Origin of the sequence: Streptomyces sp. NPDC006365 (assembly GCF_042870755.1) — a bacterium.
GTDB lineage: Bacteria > Actinomycetota > Actinomycetes > Streptomycetales > Streptomycetaceae > Streptomyces > Streptomyces xiangluensis.
Genome location: NZ_JBIAHS010000001.1, coordinates 933,668 through 948,619 on the forward strand (window position 1 = coordinate 933,668; position 14,952 = coordinate 948,619).

Sequence of the window (14,952 nt, forward strand, 5' to 3'; positions counted from 1 at the left end):
TCAAGGAGATCCGCGTGGAAAGTCCGCTCACCCACCGCTTCGTCGACGTGAACGGAGTCAGACTGCACATCGCCGAGCAGGGGCAGGGGCCGCTGGTCCTGCTGCTGCACGGCTGGCCGGAGAGCTGGTACTCCTGGCGTCACCAGTTCGGGGCGCTGGCTGCGGCCGGGTACCGGGTCGTCGCCCCCGACCAGCGCGGCTACGCCCGCAGCGAGCAACCGCCGGACGTGGCGTCGTACACCCTGCTCCACCTCGTCGGTGACGTGATCGCCCTGATCGAGGAACTCGGGGAGGAGCAGGCGGTCGTCGTGGGCCACGACTGGGGTGCACCCGTGGCGTGGACCGCGGCGATGCTGCGCCCGGACAAGGTCCGCGCGGTGGCAGGGCTCAGTATTCCGCCCATTCTGCCGGGCGGGATGATCCCGCCCTCGATCACCCGCGCCCAGTACGGCGAGGGCTTCTACCAGGTCTACTTCCAGCAGCCGGGAGTCGCCGACGCGGAGTTCGCCAAGGACATCCCGGATTCCTTGCGCCGTCTCCTGGTCGGGGCCTCGGGCGACAACCCGCTCGGCAGGGAGCCCCGCCCGTTGGTCATACCCGACGGTCTGGGCCTCCTGGACACCATGCCGGAGTCGCCCGTCCTCCCTGCGTGGCTGACGGAGGACGACATTCAGGCATACGCCGAGGACTTCGCACTGCACGGCGAGCAGGCCTTCACCGGAGCCTTCAACTGGTACCGGAACATCGAACGCAACAACGAACTCCTCGCGCCCTTCCGGGGGCGCCAGATCGACGTCCCCGCGCTGTACGTGGTGGGAGACCGCGACATGGTCACCTCGCTGCGCGGCCCGGACGGGGGCCCCTCGCTGAGCGAGATCTTCCGTGGCCAGGGCGGACCGGGCAACCCGTTGACCGCTGTCGCGCCTCAACTGCACGGCCCGGTGGTGCTGCCGGGCTGCGGCCACTGGACACAGCAGGAGCGTCCCGCCGAGGTCAACGCCGCACTCCTCGACTTCCTCTCCCGCATCGACGGCTCCGCGTCCCGATGACGCTACGCGGCGGCATCCGCCTCGTGGCTTTCCGAACCACTGACCCATCCCCACCAGACAGAGGACACCTTGATGCCAGAGCGCAACCCCATCCTGATCACCGGTGCCGCCGGCGAAATCGGTGGTGTGAGCCGGACGATGGTCGACATGCTGCTCGAACAAGGGCACCCGGTGCGCGCGTTCGTACGCCAGGACGACGAACGCGCGCACTCGCTCTGCCAGGCCGGGGCGGAGGTCTTCGTCGGTGACCTGCTCACCATCGCCGACGTGACCGCCGCGCTGAAGGGCGTCCGGCGCATCTACTTCAGCATGAGCCTGTCGCCGTACTACACCGACGCCGTGAGCCTGATGGCCGCGGCGGCGCGGGCTCAGGGCGACATCGAGGTGTTCGTCAACATCTCCGAGTACGAGCAGTCGTTCATGACCTTCGACAAGATGACCGCGCCGGAGGAGGAACGGCGCGCGTGGCTCGGCGGACTCGTCGCCAACTGGTCGCCGCAGCAACGGGCCCACTGGGTCGCCGAGCAGGTGCTGGAGTGGTCCGGCGTCCCGACCGTCAACGTGCAGGCGGCCTTCTTCGTCGAGAACCCCATCATGACCTGGCTGGCTCTGGGCTCACTGGCCGACGGTGAACTGCGCCTGCCCTTCGACGACCACCGGCTCGCACCCATCGCCGGTTACGACGTCGCGGAACTGTGCGCGAAGATCCTGGCCGACCCGGCGCCGCACATCTCCAAGTCCTACGCGCTCACCGGTCCGGAGCTGAAGGACATGCACGGGATTGCGGAGGACTTCGCGGCCGTGCTGGGACGCCCGGTCACGTATGTTCCCGAAGACATCGAAACCTGGAACAAGACCTACGTGGACAGCAACATGTCCGCGTACCCGCACATCGCGGAGCACCTGAAGACCCTGACCCGGATCATCGGCCGCGGAGGATACGGCGGCATCACCGACGAGCTGGAAACCCTGCTCGGACGCCCGCCGAAGACCGTGCGGTGGGCTCTGGAGAACCACCCGCGCATCCGGAAGCTGGCGGCTGCCTGAACCGCTGAGCGATCGGATCCAGCGGTCGCTCTGCGGATCCGGAGGGCGGGGCCGTCCACGTCGACCTGGACGGTGAGGGATCCGGCGGGGTGCCGGACGCGGAACGGTGCGCCCGGTGACGCTGTTGTGGCGACCTCGCCGGGTACCGAGCCAGTAGGTCGGCGGCCGCGGTGGAGACGGCATCGGTCACCCAGTAGGCACGATGCACCGAGCACCCGTGCCGGGCCCGCTCGCGACTACGAAACCCGCCCTCACCGTTCCGAAGCATTAATCCACGTCGCGATGATCGACCTCATAAGCCGAAGCCTCACCGTTCACGGGGTGTGACCGGCGCGGCGGAGGACCGGGCGCAGGACCTCGATGACGCCGGGGTCGTCCACGGTGGAGGGGATGGGTTCGTCGTGGCCGTCGGCGATGCCGCGCATGGTCTTGCGCAGGATCTTTCCCGAGCGGGTCTTGGGCAGGGCGGCCACGACCGTGACGTCCTTGAGGGAGGCGACGGCGCCGATACGTTCCCGTGCCAGCTGGACGAGTTCGGCCTCGACCTGGCTCGGTTCGCGGTTGCTGCCTGCTTTCAGGACGACGAAGCCGCGCGGGATCTGTCCCTTGAGTTCGTCGGCGACGCCGATGACGGCGCATTCGGCGACGTCGGGGTGGGCGGCCAGGGCCTCTTCCATGCTGCCGGTGGACAGCCGGTGTCCGGCGACGTTGATGACGTCGTCGGTGCGGCCCATGACGTAGACGTAGCCGTCGTCGTCGATGTGGCCGCTGTCGCCGGTGAGGTAGTAGCCGTTATAGGCGGAGAGGTAGGAGGCGACGTAGCGGTCGTCGTCCTTCCAGAGAGTGGGGAGTGCGCCGGGCGGCAGGGGGAGCCTCACGACGATCGCGCCGTCGACGCCCGCGGGCACCGGCTCGCCCGAGGGGTCGAGGACACGGACGTTCCAGCCCGGGAGTGGGCGTGTCGGGGAGCCTGGCTTGACGGGCGCGGCCTCGATGCCGACCGGGTTGGCGACGATGGGCCACCCGGTCTCGGTCTGCCACCAGTGGTCGATCACCGGGACGCCCAGGAGGGCGCTCGCCCAGTGATACGTCTCGGGATCGAGGCGCTCACCGGCCAGGAAGAGATAGCGCAGGTGTGAGAGGTCGTAGTCCGCGGTGAGCGCCCCCGTCGGGTCCTCCTTCCTGATCGCGCGGAAGGCGGTGGGCGCGGTGAACAGGGTCTTGACCCGGTAGTCGGCGGCAACGCGCCAGAACTGGCCCGCGTCCGGGGTGCCGACCGGCTTGCCCTCGTACAGGACAGTCGTCGCTCCGGCCAGCAGGGGCGCGTAGACGATGTAGGAGTGTCCGACGACCCAGCCGACGTCGGAGCCGGTGAACATGGTCTCGCCCGGTCCCACGTCGTAGACGGCTCCCATCGACCAGTGGAGGGCGACCGCGTAGCCGCCGCAGTCACGTACGACTCCCTTGGGTTTTCCGGTCGTTCCGGACGTGTAGAGGATGTAGAGGGGGTCGGTGGCGGCGACGGGAACGCAGTCGGCCGGCGGCGCGGCGGCGACCAGCTCGGCCCAGTCGAGATCGTCCGGCCCCAACTCTGCCCGTTCCTGCGGGCGTTGCAGGATCACACTCTTCTCCGGCTTGTGGGCCGCGAGTTCGATCGCCCGGTCGAGCAGGGGCTTGTACGCGATGACCCGCTTGCCCTCGATGCCGCAGGAGGCGGAAACGACCACCTTCGGGGCCGCGTCATCAATGCGCAGGGCGAGTTCGCGCGGGGCGAACCCGCCGAAGACGACCGAGTGGACCGCGCCGATGCGCGCACAGGCCAGCATCGCGACGGCGGCCTCGGGAACCATCGGCATGTAGATCACCACCCGGTCGCCGTGCCCCACGCCGAGTTGCGCGAGCGCTCCGGCGAAGGCCGCCACCTCGTTCCTCAGCTGTGCGTAGGTGTAGGTGCGGCGGGTGTCGGTCACGGGAGAGTCATAGACGAGCGCGGGTTGTTCGCCTCGGCCGGCTTCGACGTGCCGGTCGAGCGCGTTGAAACAGAAGTTGAGCCGCCCGTCGGGAAACCAGCGGTAGAACGGTGCGCCCGAGGAGTCCAGGGCGCGCCGCGGAGCGACTTCCCAGTCGACGCCCTCTGCCGCCTTCAGCCAGAAGCTCTCCGGGTCCTTGGTACTGGCGGCGAAGACATCCTCGTACGTTCCCATCGCGCACTCCTTTGTGGCATCGAGGGACATTGGTGGGGCTGCGTGTGGAACGGTGTCTGACACAAGTACCGCACGCCGGCCGGCCTGGTCGAGCAGGATGCCGGAGACCGGCGTGCCGGTCACCGGCATCACGGTGGTGCGGCGGTCTGGCCGTCAGGTGCAGCTTCTGCTCGCGCGCCGAGGTGCTTACGGAGCCACTGGCCCATCTGCTGGATCGCCTGGTCCACCTCGGGTACGCGCCCGGCGCCCAGGACGAAGGAGTGCCGGCCTTCGGGCATCGGGTGGACCTCGGAGGTGACCTTGAAGTCCGCGAGGCGGCGGCCGAGCTGGGCGCCGTCGTCGGCGAGGGTCTCGTACTCGCCGTAGTGGACGGTGGTGGGCGGCAGGCCGGTCAGGTCTCCGAGATGGCTCTTCCGATGTCCGTCAGCGTCCATCCCTCCGTGCCGCGCTCGATGAGGCGCAGGCCGATGCTCTTCTCCAGCGCGGCGATACGGCGTGACACCGTGGTGTGATCCACACCGAGTGCGTCGGCGGCTGTCACCAGGCGCCCGGTACGGGACAGCGCGATCAGGTAGCGCAGATCGTCCGCGCGGAGTTTGCGCTTGTCGACGGAGCGAGGGGAGCCGGCCGGCTGCGGGGCGCGGGCGCCGCGTCTACGCCGACGAGGGAGACACCGAGGCTCGCGAGGCGATGATGCTCGCCGCGACCCAGGCCGGCATCGCCTTCTCCAACGCCGGCGTGGCGCTCGTGCACGGCATGAGCCGCCCGATCGGCGCTCACTTCCACGTTGCCCACGGTCTGTCGAACGCGATGCTCTTCCCCGCGGTGACCGCGTTCTCCGCGCCCGCCGCCGAGAGCCGGTACGCCGACTGCGCCCGCGCCCTCGGAGCCGCCACCGACGGCGACAGCAACGCCTTGGCCGCCGATAGGCTCGTGGAGGCGCTCCGAGCCCTGTGTCAGGATCTTGAGGTGCCCACCCCCCAAGCCCACGGCATCGACAAAGACGAGTGGTTCCGCCTGTTGCCCTTCATGGCCGAGCAGGCGCTCGCGTCCGGATCCCCCGCCAACAACCCCGTCGTACCCACCGCGGAGGAGATCCAGGATCTCTACGCGCAGATCTCCGCCTGACACCCGGCGAGTGAGGAACGTAATGGCCACGACAGCCAGGTCCGCGGATGACGAGATGACGACCGATGACTGACACCGCTGCGGTCGAGATTCTCGCCGACGTCCACCGAGGCGTCGGCCGCATTCTGCTGAACCGGCCCAAGGCGCTCAACGCCCTGACGACAGGCATGGTCGTCGCCATCGACCGTGTGCTCGCTGAGTGGGAGCGCATACCGCTGTCCGCTGTGGTGCTCGCCAGCACCAGCACGAAGGCGTTCTGCGCGGGTGGAGACATCCGCACGATCCGCGAGCACAGCCTCGCCGGGGATGCCGAGGCCAGTGAGCGGTTCTTCGCCTCCGAGTACCGGCTGAACGCCCGGATCGCCGAGTATCCCGTCCCGGTCGTGTCGCTCATCGACGGCCTGTGCATGGGCGGCGGTCTCGGTCTGTCCGTCCACGGCAGCTTCCGCGTCGTCACCGAGCGCGCGGTGCTGGCGATGCCCGAGACCGGAATCGGGTTCTTCCCGGACATCGGGGCCAGCTACTTCCTGCCGAGGCTGCCCGGGGCGATCGGCATGTACCTGGGACTGACCGGGCACCGGCTCGATGCGGCCGACGCCCTGTACACGGGGCTGGCCACGCACTTCATCCCCGCGGACGGGCTCGACGCGGTCGGCGATGCCCTGGCCGACAACCCCGGCGACCCGGTGGACGTCGTCCTGAACCGCCTCGCCGGCCGTTCCCCGGTGGCGGAGAGCGGACTGGCGGAGGTACGCGGGGACGTGGACTGGGCGTTCGGCGCGCCGTCCCTCGGCGAGATCGAGAAACGCCTGCGCCACCTCGAGACCCCCTGGGCGGCAGCCGCGCTGGTCGCCGTGGAGTCCGCCTCACCGCAGAGCCTGGAGATCACTCACGCCCTGCTGGCCCGGGGTAGGGAGCACACGTTGCGCGAGTGCCTTGACGCAGAACTCGCCCTCACGCGCACGACCATCCGCACGCCGGACTTCCTGGAGGGCGTCCGTGCCGCCCTGGTCGACAAGGACCGCACTCCCACCTGGCAACGTGCGTCGCTCGGCGGACGGACGCTGTCGGCCTGAGCATCCCGCCGTGAGCAGGACATTGCCTCGCGCGAGGGGCGGTCGTCGCCCCTCCGGGGGTGACCGTACCGGACGGAGGGTCTGTGGCCCGGCACGGTCTCAGTCGTTGTCGGGCACCATCGAGACCACGACCTGCCGGCCTTGGTGCGGCCCTGTTCGACGTGCGCCATCGCCTCGAGCGTCTGGTCGAAGGGGAAGGCGCTGTCGATGACCGGGCGGAGCTTCCCGCTGTCGTAGAGGGCGCCGAGTTTACGCAGCTGGGAGCCGCTGGCCTCCATGTTGCCGCGTCTTTCGCGCTCGAGTATGTAAGTACGGCACTCGGGTTCGGAGTTCGAGACACAGAGTGGCGGTAGGCATGCCACCAGTCGCTGATTGGCTCTCGTCCCGGAACGGCGCGCCAGAGAGACTGCAGATCCGATGCCGTACTTGGGGGAGTCGTGATGCAGGTAGCCGTGGTCACCTTCGACGGGTTCAACGAGCTCGACAGTTTCATCGCTTCCGCGCTGATCAACCGGTGCCGTAAGGACGGCTTGGAAGCCTTCATTACGACGCCGACGCCGGTGGTCACGTCGATGAACGGCGTCGAGGTTACCGGGCAGCGCCCGATGGAGTTCGTGACCGAAGCCGACGTCGTGCTGATCGGCAGCGGGGTGAAGGCGCGAGCCGTGGTCGCCGACGACCGGCTGATCTCCAGTCTGCAGCTCGACCCCTCGCGACAGCTGATCGGTGCGCAGTGCTCAGGCGCGCTGGTGCTCGCCCGACTCGGGTTGCTGCATGGCATACCGGCTTGCACGGACATGAAGAGCCGGCCCTTTGTCCAAGCCTGCGACGTCACGGTGTTGGACGCGCCGTTCCACGCCGAGGGGAACATCGCTACGGCGGGCGGTTGCCTGGCGTCCCAGTATCTCGCCACGTGGGTGATCACCCGAATGCTCGGGGAGGGGGCCGCGCGCGACGTCATCGACTACGTGGCTCCGGTCGGCGAAAATCAGGAGACTGTCGAGCGCGCCATGCGTGCCGTCCACGCGGGCGAGGTTGCACTGCGCTGACGCCCCGCGATCACCCTTTCGGGGCCGCCACCGGACGAGCGGAACGGTTGTCGCCTCGGGGCTCGGCTCAATGACCTCGCCCGTCGCCCGGCGGAGGTCGATCGCCACACTGTTGCGGCTCGGCCGTTCCTCTCAGTGCATGAACGTGAGGGCGTTTGCGATGCCCTGCTCGAGGACCTCGTCGGCGAACTGACGGTCGGCGAGGGCGCGGGACAGTTGCAGCGTCCCCACCACCATGGTGAAGAGCCCGATGGCCTTGCTGCGGGCGGACTGCGGATCCGCAGGCGCCAGACGGGCGGCGATCTCTTCCATGATGGCCGTCGCGCCCTCGGTGTACGCCTGCTTGGTGTCGTCCGCGCAGCGGCCGATCTCGTCGAGCAGCGCGGCGGAGGGGCATCCGGTGCCGGGCTGGTCACGGTGCTCGGGCGACAGATAGCCGCGAACGAAGTCCTCGAGTCCCTGTCGGCCGGGCCGCAGCGTGTCGTAGCTCTCCACCTGCGTGCGAAGTTGATCGGCGACAACGTTGGCGACGAGGTCGTCCTTGGAGGCGAAGTGGGCGTAGAACGCTCCGTTGGTGAGCCCGGCGTCCGCCATCAGTGTCGAGATGCCTGAGCCGTCTATCCCGTCCTGCTTGAATCGGTGGCCGGCCTTCTCGATGATCCGTTGCCGCGTCACCTGTTTGTGTTCCTTGGCGTAGCGCGCCACAGGCTTCCTCCCGTCGCAATGTAAGGCCGTCGCCTCGCAATCCGAGCTTAGTCCATGGTCTGACACACATACTATTATGATCGTAAGGCAGTGTGGGTGGCTTGGGTCTGAGGTGGGCGGGGAGAAGTGGACGATCCTGATCCTGCGAGAGGTCTGGTACGGCTCGTCCCGGTTCAGTGACTTCGAACACGTCCTCGGCTGTCCTCGTAACCTTCTCGCGGCGCGGACTCAGCCCTCGATACCGCGATCGATCACTCGACCTGATCGCGTTCGAGATCGCGCAATGAACGCCCGTACGCCGACTGCGGCACTGGGGTCCATGTCGCCGCCCAGCGCCCGGCGGAGCACTCACCCCCTCACCGACGGAGTAAGCACAGCCCACCCTGGTCGGAGCTCCGGATGCTCGTCGAGGAAGGGATCCTGGCCACCGAGACCTACAAGGAGCCCGGCTCGCGTAGCCGGCCCAAGTACGTGATCACTCCCAAGGGTGTGGATCTGGTGCCGGCCGTGATGGGGCTGTTGCAGTGGGGTGACCGTTACCGCGCCGACCCGGAGGGCCCGGCGGTACTGGCGCGACACCGCGGGTGCGGCGCGCATGTGGACGTCCGGATTCGCTGCGAACGAGGCCACCCGGTGCAGGCCAAGGACATCGAGAGCGTCCCCGGTCCGGCCTTTCGTATGAGGTCGTCCGAGTGAGCTGAGGACTCCTTCGTCAGCTTTCCGTGATCCGGCCGCTCTGTCGTGTGCGCGCCTGGTGGAGGCAGACCTTGGTGCGGTTTCCGCAGCGGGACATGGAGCACCAGCGGCGGTTGCGGGCCGGGGAGCGGTCCAGGAAGCGCAGTGCGCAGCGGTCCGCTCCGCAGACGCGTACGCGCCGGATCTCGGCGGACAGAAGCAGGTCGACGGCGTCCTGGGCGATGAGCGCCAGCGCGAGGTTGGGGTCGGCCGCGAGGGGTGCGGTGCCGGCGGGCTCCAGGCGGTCCTCGGTGATGACGAGTTGCAGGGCGGGTCTGGGGGCCGCGGCTGCGGATCGGTTGAGCAGCTTCACGTCGCCGGATGCGGGCAGTCGGCCTCAGGGGAGCTGCGGGTAGAGCATGGAGACGCCTCCGGCCAGTGCGGCCTGCGCTTGGCGGGAGGCGTTGTCCGCGAGGGTTTCGTAGGTGTCGGCGGCGATGCCGTCGATGGCGATCCGGGCGATGTCGGCGGGGTCGGACTTGGCTGCGTCGACGGTGCGGACCATGTCGGTGTCCATGTAGCCGACGTGTAGGCCGGCCACGCGGATGTGCTGGTCGGCGAGTTGCAGGCCACATGATCAACATGTAGCAGGGCGCTCGGCGCAGCGGCAACAGGGCCCGTTGGTGCTCGGAACGGTTTCGCGACCTCGAGCTGCCAAGGGGCCCTGATCCCTTGTTGGGGGGAGATCCGAGGCAGGGGTGCCCGGTTCGGAGGGGTAGGCCCCGTCTACGGTCTGGACGACGATTCGGTGCGCATCCTGCTGCAACGGATCTCAGGACGGCCGTGTGGTGACGCTGGGTCGTCTCCTCCCGGGAAAGTTGAATTGCCTTTCTGGAATTAGCGTTCCTGGGGTCGGATGTGACACTCCCATCGGCTGCACACCTCTCAAGTCGCCCTCGCTCCTGAGGTGCTCACTCGCGCACCGCCCCCTTCGTGGCGTCGGCGATGAAGTTGCGGGCGAACAGGGAGAACACCACTACCAGCGGCAGTACGGCGAGCAGTACGCCGGCCATCACCATGGCGTAGTCCTGTCGGCCGTGCGAGACGTTGAGCTGGGACAGGGCGACCTGCAGGGTCACTTTTTCGGGGTTGACCAGGGCGACGAGCGGCCAGACGTAGTCGTTCCACGCGGCGACGAAGGTATAGATGCCGAGGAAGGCGAGCCCCGGCCGGACGGCCGGCAACCCGACGTGCCAGTACTGCCGGAAGAAGCCGCAGCCGTCCATGCGGGCGGCGTCGATGAGTTCGTCGTGAATGGCGCCGATCATGTACTGACGCATCCAGAAGATGCCGAAGGCGTTCGCTGTCGCCGGGAATATGACGGCCTTGAGCGAGCCCAGCCAGCCCAGTTCCGCCATGATGAGGTACTGGGGGATGATCGCGAGCTGGAGCGGCAGCATGAAGATGGCCATCAGCATCGCGAACAGCACACGTCTGCCGGGGAATTCGTATTTGGCGAAGGCGAACGCCGCCAGGGAGTCGAGGAGCAGGACGAGTGCCGTCGTGCTCACGGCCACGACGACCGTGTTGAACATCGCCCCGAAGAAGTCGATGCTGTCCAGCAACCGCTGGATGTTGTCGAAGAGATGAGGCCCGAAGGTGAGCTTCGGCGGGTATTTGGAGATGTCCCGCGTCGTGTTGGTCGCCATCACGATGGTCCAGTAGAACGGGAACATCGAGATGAGGACCCCGGCCGTGAGGACCACATGGAGGAGCAGTCCTCTGGCGGTCGTGGGCCGGCGGAGACGGAGGGCCTTCACACCTTCCTCCTTCCTTGGACGACTCGCCAGTTGATGACCACGAACAGCAGGATGACCAGGAAGAACGCCCAGACGATCGCGGCGGCGTAACCGAAGTTGTTGTTGTCGAAAGCCTGGTGGTAGAAGTACAGCAGTGTGGTCAGTCCTGCTTGTCCCGGCCCGCCGGAATTCGGGTTGTTGGCCGCGTTGCTGCCGAACAGGACTTGAGGCTCTGTGAAACTCTGCAGGCCGTTGACCGTCGAGATGATCACCGTGAACAGAATGATCGGACGCATCATCGGGACGGTGATGGAGAAGAAGGTCCGTACCGGCCCCGCGCCGTCGAGCTTGGCCGCCTCGTAGACATCAGAGGGAATCGCCTGCAGACCGGCAAGGTAAATGATCATGTTGTAGCCGGTCCATTGCCAGGTCATCAGCATGGCGATGACCGCTTTGATCGTCCACTCGTTGTTCAGCCAGGGGACTGACGGAACGTTCACCGCCTGCAATGCCGCATTCACGACGCCGTACCGGTCGCTGAAGGCAGAGAAGAAGAAGATGGAGACCGCGACTACAGAGGTGACGTTCGGGACGAAGTAGGCAACGCGGTAGAAGCTGGTGAGGCGGCGCGTGGAATTCAGCATGGTGGCCAGCACCAACGCCACGAACAGCATGGGGAACGTGGCGAACACCCAGATCACCAGGGTGTTCCGCAGCGCCAGCCAGAAGGTGGGGTCGTCGAACAGGAAGCGGAACTGGTCGAACCCGACAAAGGCCATCTCGCCGATGCCGTCCCAACGCTGGAACGCCAGGTACAGCGAATAGATCATCGGGAAGAACAGGAAGGTCACGAACAGCAGGAAGAACGGCGACACCGCCACGTACTGCGGCCAGAAGGACAGAAGCCGCCGCAGGCCCCGGCGCTGCTCGGACCGTCCGGTACTCCGGACGGTCCGGCGGTGCTTCGGAGGAACCTCGGGCGCTGCGGCGGGTCCGGCCGTGGGGGGTGCTGCCACCTCAGCTCACGCCCTGCTGCTTGGCGATCTGCTTGGCCTGCTCGACGGCGTCCTTCCATGCGTCGTCCGGCTTCTTGCCCTTCGACTCGATGCTGGTCAGCTCGTTGTAGTAGGGCACGGCTACCGCCGCGTTCGCCGGAGCCTCGTAGAAGGCCGGAACCTTCTCGGCGGCCGGGCCGAACACCTCGATCGTCTTCTGGCCGCCGAAGAACGGGTCGCCTTCGGTCAGGGCGGGCAGCTCATAGGCGGCCGGGGCCGAGGGGAACAGCGCCGCGTCCGTGAAGCCTCGGCCCTGGTTCTCCGGGCTGAGCAGCCACTTGATGATCTCGAAGGCGACTTCCGGGTTGCGGCACTCCTTGGGCAGGGCCAGGAAGGAGCCGCCCATGTTGGAGGGCCCGCCGGGCAGGGGAGCGACCCGCCATTTGCCCGAGGTGTCCGGCGCCATGTCCTTGACGTCCAGCGCCATCCAGGCGGCCCCGAGCTGGGTGGCCACGGACCCGTCGGCCACGGCGGCCTTGAGGCTCTCGTCGTTGATCTTGGCGTCGGCGCCGGATTCGTAGAGGCGCACGGCGAGGTCCCAGCACTTGCGGACGTGCTCCTGGTCGCCGATGAACTTGTTGTTCTCGTCGATCATGCGCTTGCCGCCCTGACCGAGGGACATGTCGAAGACGGCCGTCATGTTGTTGAGCAGAAACGCCTTGGGATACGCCTTCTGGATCTCGGCGCCGATCGCGAAGTATTCCTCCCAAGTGGATATCTCAGCGGCCACCTTGGCGGGGTCCGTGGGCAGTCCGGCCTTCGCGAACATGTCCTCGCGGTAGTACATCGCGGTCGGACCGATGTCGATCGGGAAGCCGATCTGCTTGCCGTCCTGGGTCTGTCCCTGCTTCAGCTTCCAGCCCAGGTACTCCGAGGCGATCTTGTCGGCCCCCAGGGTGTTGAGGTCGATGAACCGGTTGGCGTTGGGCAGGAAGGAGGCGATGTCCTCGCCCTTGATCCCGGTGATGTCCGGTACGAAACTGCGGCCGTTCATCGTGGTGAGCAGCTTCTGCTTGAAGGTGCCGCCGATGATCGAGGACTTCAGCGTCACGTCGGTGAACTGCTTCTTGGCGTCTGCCACGACCTTGTCGCTGAGGCCACCGCCCCAGTACCACAGGGTCAGTTCCTTGCCGTCCTTCGTACCGCTGCTGCTGTCCGAGCCCCCGCACGCGGCGGTGACTCCGGCGCCCGCCGCGACGAGCAACGCCGTCTGGACGAACCGTCTACGGGACAGATCCACTTTCGTTCTCCTACTGTTCGACGTGATCGGTGACCGCGGGCGCTTCACCCGGGCACCGGGCTGCGCCAGTTCGTCGGGCAGAGCTGCCCGGTCGCAGGGCCTGAGACATGAGCGCTTCCCCTCCCCCTGAGCCATCGACAGCGAATGGCGGCATGGTGCCCTTTGCTCAGGAAGTACCGGTGCAGTGATTACACCTGCTCGAATTACGCAGAAGCTTGCACCTGGTGCGCAGATCTGGCAAGACTTCATCGCGATCCTGCGCGGGTTTGATTGAACTTGGAGGATGAAGTGACCGGCATGCTTCCCGACCGCCGCCATGAACTGATCTTGCGGGCGCTGCGCTCGGACGGCCCGACCGCCGTCGTCGCACTGGCCGAGAGGCTGAGTGTGAGCCGGGCGACGATCCGCCGTGACCTGGGGCAATTGGAGGATGAGGGTCTACTGAGACGGGTCCACGGCGGCGCGATGCCGGCCGAGGGCGGAGACGAACCCTTCACGGAGGTGGCAACCGTACGGGTGGCGGCGAAGGACACCCTCGCGGACAAGTGCGCCGACCTCGTCAGCGACGGAGAGACCCTCCTGCTCGACATCGGCACCACGACACACCGGTTGGCACGCCGCCTGCGGGGCCGCGCCGTCACCGTGATCACCAGCAGTCTCGCCGTGTACGAGGAACTCGCCGACGATCCGTGTGTCCAGCTGGTGATGCTCGGCGGAGCCGTCCGGCGCGACTACCGCTCGCTGGCCGGATTCCTCACCGAGGACAATCTCCGGCAGATCCATGCCGACCGGCTGTTCCTGGGCACCAGCGGCGTCCGCCCGGACGGCCACGTACTGGACACCACCTCCGTGCAGGTGCCGGTGAAACGGGCCATGATCGCCGCCAGCGAACAGGTGGTACTGATGGCGGACGCCGGAAAGTTTCCGGGCACCGGTATGGCCCGGGTGTGCGGGCCCGGCAGTCTCGACATGGTGGTGACCAACGCGCCCACGGACCCGGCGACTCGCAGCGCACTGCAGGCGGCCGGAGTCGAGGTGGCCGAGGTGTGAGACCAGTGCCCTGAGTCCCGTCGGACGCGCCCGGATCCGCCGTTCACCTCGAAGCCGTCCACCTCGACGGGGGATGCTCAAGTCCGCGTCGCCCCGGTGTTCACGTCCGTACGACCGTGACACCCGCCTCCTCCAGGGCCGTGCAGGTCGCGGCGTCCGCCCCGGTGTTGGTCACGACCACATCGAGTTCCTCGGGCCCGCAGACCTGGGCCATGCCCGTGCCGGGGAACTTCCTCTCGTCGGCGAGGAGCACCACCCGGTCACCGGCCGCGATCATGGAGCGCTTGACGGGCACCTCGATGACGGTGGTGTCCATGACCTGGCCGCCGGGGCGGACACCGCTCGTGCCCAGGAACAGCCAGTCGGCATGCAACTGCCGCAAATTGTCTTCCGTGAGAAAGCCGACCAGCGAGCGGTACTCGCGTCTGACCATGCCGCCGAGCAGCACCAGCTCGATGCTCTCCTCCTTCGCGAGTTCCTCGTACACCACGAGGTTGCTGGTGATCACGGTGAGCTGGCGACCGCGCAACTGCCGGGCCAGCCGATAGGCGGTCGTTCCGATGTCGAGCAGGACCGACTGACCGTCCTCGATCATGGCGGCGGCGCGCACCGCTATCGCGTCCTTCTCGGCCACACCCACCCCGACGACCTCCGCGAATGGCTGGTCGCCCTGCTGGTCGCCCTCCCCGATGACCGCTCCCCCGTGGACCCGGGTGAGCAGCCCCTCCTCTTCCAGCCGGACCAGGTCGCGCCGGACGGTCGCGGCGCTCACGCCCAGCTCCCCGCAGAGATCGGTCACCGATGCGGGGCCGCCCGAGCGCAGAGCTCGCAGGATCAGTTGGTGTCGTCGCTCAGCCAGCACGCGCCAGACACTA

18 protein-coding genes and 1 pseudogene are annotated in these 14,952 nt (G+C 67.6%); 8 read left to right on the plus strand and 11 right to left on the minus strand.

Going from position 1 to position 14,952, the window contains the following annotated elements:
• Window positions 1–14 precede the first annotated feature (14 nt).
• Together ACFYO0_RS04350 and ACFYO0_RS04355 are read left to right on the plus strand one after the other, a co-directional pair.
• Complete coding sequence (locus tag ACFYO0_RS04350) at window positions 15–1,049, plus strand: alpha/beta fold hydrolase (RefSeq protein WP_388670295.1); 1,035 nt, start codon at window positions 15–17, stop codon at window positions 1,047–1,049.
• Window positions 1,050–1,121: 72 nt separating this feature from the next.
• Complete coding sequence (locus ACFYO0_RS04355) at window positions 1,122–2,096, plus strand: NmrA family NAD(P)-binding protein (protein WP_388670298.1); 975 nt, start codon at window positions 1,122–1,124, stop codon at window positions 2,094–2,096.
• A 314-nt stretch (window positions 2,097–2,410) separates the two neighbouring features.
• Here the strand turns inward: ACFYO0_RS04355 and ACFYO0_RS04360 are convergent, their stop codons facing one another.
• The 3 genes from ACFYO0_RS04360 to ACFYO0_RS04370 form a co-directional block, all read right to left on the minus strand.
• The gene (locus tag ACFYO0_RS04360) at window positions 2,411–4,300 is read right to left on the minus strand and encodes a propionyl-CoA synthetase (protein ID WP_388670301.1); all 1,890 of its coding nucleotides are present in this window, start codon (window positions 4,298–4,300) and stop codon (window positions 2,411–2,413) included.
• A 128-nt stretch (window positions 4,301–4,428) separates the two neighbouring features.
• The gene (locus ACFYO0_RS04365) at window positions 4,429–4,734 is read right to left on the minus strand and encodes an alpha/beta hydrolase (RefSeq protein ID WP_388670305.1); all 306 of its coding nucleotides are present in this window, start codon (window positions 4,732–4,734) and stop codon (window positions 4,429–4,431) included.
• A complete protein-coding gene (locus tag ACFYO0_RS04370; protein ID WP_388670308.1) occupies window positions 4,692–4,841 on the minus strand; it encodes a LysR family transcriptional regulator in 150 nt (49 codons plus the stop codon). Before ACFYO0_RS04370 ends, ACFYO0_RS04365 begins: the two co-directional genes overlap by 43 nt.
• On the opposite strand from ACFYO0_RS04370, the gene ACFYO0_RS04375 reads away from it, so the two are divergent.
• The gene (locus ACFYO0_RS04375) at window positions 4,823–5,428 is read left to right on the plus strand and encodes an iron-containing alcohol dehydrogenase (protein ID WP_388670311.1); all 606 of its coding nucleotides are present in this window, start codon (window positions 4,823–4,825) and stop codon (window positions 5,426–5,428) included. The genes ACFYO0_RS04370 and ACFYO0_RS04375 overlap by 19 nt on opposite strands.
• A gap of 65 nt (window positions 5,429–5,493) precedes the next feature.
• Window positions 5,494–6,504, plus strand: a complete 1,011-nt coding sequence (locus ACFYO0_RS04380) for an enoyl-CoA hydratase/isomerase family protein (protein ID WP_388670314.1) — start codon at window positions 5,494–5,496, stop codon at window positions 6,502–6,504.
• A gap of 200 nt (window positions 6,505–6,704) precedes the next feature.
• Here the strand turns inward: ACFYO0_RS04380 and ACFYO0_RS04385 are convergent.
• Window positions 6,705–6,782, minus strand: a pseudogene (locus tag ACFYO0_RS04385) (hypothetical protein); the annotation flags it as partial.
• A 162-nt stretch (window positions 6,783–6,944) separates the two neighbouring features.
• Here ACFYO0_RS04385 and ACFYO0_RS04390 point away from each other — a divergent pair.
• Window positions 6,945–7,553: a DJ-1/PfpI family protein gene (locus tag ACFYO0_RS04390; RefSeq protein ID WP_388670317.1), complete on the plus strand. Its 609-nt coding sequence runs from the start codon at window positions 6,945–6,947 to the stop codon at window positions 7,551–7,553.
• A 132-nt stretch (window positions 7,554–7,685) separates the two neighbouring features.
• Here ACFYO0_RS04390 and ACFYO0_RS04395 read toward each other — a convergent pair whose 3' ends face one another.
• Entirely contained in the window at window positions 7,686–8,258 is a 573-nt protein-coding gene (locus ACFYO0_RS04395) for a TetR/AcrR family transcriptional regulator (RefSeq protein ID WP_388670320.1), read from the minus strand.
• A 76-nt stretch (window positions 8,259–8,334) separates the two neighbouring features.
• Here ACFYO0_RS04395 and ACFYO0_RS04400 point away from each other — a divergent pair, with 76 nt between their 5' ends.
• Entirely contained in the window at window positions 8,335–8,733 is a 399-nt protein-coding gene (locus tag ACFYO0_RS04400; RefSeq protein WP_388670323.1) for a winged helix-turn-helix transcriptional regulator, read from the plus strand.
• Window positions 8,658–8,954 (plus strand): winged helix-turn-helix transcriptional regulator, encoded by a 297-nt coding sequence (locus ACFYO0_RS04405; RefSeq protein ID WP_388670327.1) that lies wholly within the window; start codon window positions 8,658–8,660, stop codon window positions 8,952–8,954. Before ACFYO0_RS04400 ends, ACFYO0_RS04405 begins: the two co-directional genes overlap by 76 nt.
• 16 nt (window positions 8,955–8,970) lie before the next feature.
• On the opposite strand, the gene ACFYO0_RS04410 is transcribed toward ACFYO0_RS04405, so the two are convergent.
• The 5 genes from ACFYO0_RS04410 to ACFYO0_RS04430 all read right to left on the minus strand — a co-directional run bounded on the left by ACFYO0_RS04410 (window position 8,971) and on the right by ACFYO0_RS04430 (window position 13,027).
• Window positions 8,971–9,306 carry a CGNR zinc finger domain-containing protein gene (locus ACFYO0_RS04410; protein WP_388670330.1) on the minus strand — a complete coding sequence of 112 codons (336 nt, stop codon included), beginning with the start codon at window positions 9,304–9,306 and terminating at the stop codon, window positions 8,971–8,973.
• A 24-nt stretch (window positions 9,307–9,330) separates the two neighbouring features.
• Window positions 9,331–9,534 carry a hypothetical protein gene (locus ACFYO0_RS04415; protein WP_388670333.1) on the minus strand — a complete coding sequence of 68 codons (204 nt, stop codon included), beginning with the start codon at window positions 9,532–9,534 and terminating at the stop codon, window positions 9,331–9,333.
• 370 nt (window positions 9,535–9,904) lie between these two features.
• A complete protein-coding gene (locus ACFYO0_RS04420) occupies window positions 9,905–10,753 on the minus strand; it encodes a carbohydrate ABC transporter permease (RefSeq protein ID WP_388670337.1) in 849 nt (282 codons plus the stop codon).
• Window positions 10,750–11,607 carry a carbohydrate ABC transporter permease gene (locus ACFYO0_RS04425; protein WP_388670340.1) on the minus strand — a complete coding sequence of 286 codons (858 nt, stop codon included), beginning with the start codon at window positions 11,605–11,607 and terminating at the stop codon, window positions 10,750–10,752. Before ACFYO0_RS04425 ends, ACFYO0_RS04420 begins: the two co-directional genes overlap by 4 nt.
• 142 nt (window positions 11,608–11,749) lie before the next feature.
• Window positions 11,750–13,027, minus strand: a complete 1,278-nt coding sequence (locus ACFYO0_RS04430; RefSeq protein WP_388670343.1) for an ABC transporter substrate-binding protein — start codon at window positions 13,025–13,027, stop codon at window positions 11,750–11,752.
• A gap of 297 nt (window positions 13,028–13,324) precedes the next feature.
• Between ACFYO0_RS04430 and ACFYO0_RS04435 the strand changes: the two genes are divergently transcribed.
• On the plus strand, window positions 13,325–14,077 hold the full coding sequence (locus ACFYO0_RS04435; RefSeq protein ID WP_388670871.1) for a DeoR/GlpR family DNA-binding transcription regulator: 753 nt from the start codon (window positions 13,325–13,327) through the stop codon (window positions 14,075–14,077).
• A 100-nt stretch (window positions 14,078–14,177) separates the two neighbouring features.
• Here ACFYO0_RS04435 and ACFYO0_RS04440 read toward each other — a convergent pair whose 3' ends face one another.
• A complete protein-coding gene (locus ACFYO0_RS04440; protein WP_388670346.1) occupies window positions 14,178–14,939 on the minus strand; it encodes a DeoR/GlpR family DNA-binding transcription regulator in 762 nt (253 codons plus the stop codon).
• Between the last annotated feature and the right edge of the window lie 13 nt (window positions 14,940–14,952).

Excerpts from the sequence above, each read along its gene's own strand:
- ACFYO0_RS04365 (WP_388670305.1), bottom strand. The coding sequence starts at position 4,734 with ATGGACGCTGACGGACATCGGAAGAGCCATCTCGGAGACCTGACCGGC.
- ACFYO0_RS04380 (WP_388670314.1), top strand. The coding sequence starts at position 5,494 with ATGACTGACACCGCTGCGGTCGAGATTCTCGCCGACGTCCACCGAGGC.
- ACFYO0_RS04435 (WP_388670871.1), top strand. The coding sequence starts at position 13,325 with ATGCTTCCCGACCGCCGCCATGAACTGATCTTGCGGGCGCTGCGCTCG.
- ACFYO0_RS04400 (WP_388670323.1), top strand. The coding sequence starts at position 8,335 with ATGATCGTAAGGCAGTGTGGGTGGCTTGGGTCTGAGGTGGGCGGGGAG.
- ACFYO0_RS04405 (WP_388670327.1), top strand. The coding sequence starts at position 8,658 with ATGCTCGTCGAGGAAGGGATCCTGGCCACCGAGACCTACAAGGAGCCC.
- ACFYO0_RS04355 (WP_388670298.1), top strand. The coding sequence starts at position 1,122 with ATGCCAGAGCGCAACCCCATCCTGATCACCGGTGCCGCCGGCGAAATC.
- ACFYO0_RS04360 (WP_388670301.1), bottom strand. The coding sequence starts at position 4,300 with ATGGGAACGTACGAGGATGTCTTCGCCGCCAGTACCAAGGACCCGGAG.
- ACFYO0_RS04390 (WP_388670317.1), top strand. The coding sequence starts at position 6,945 with ATGCAGGTAGCCGTGGTCACCTTCGACGGGTTCAACGAGCTCGACAGT.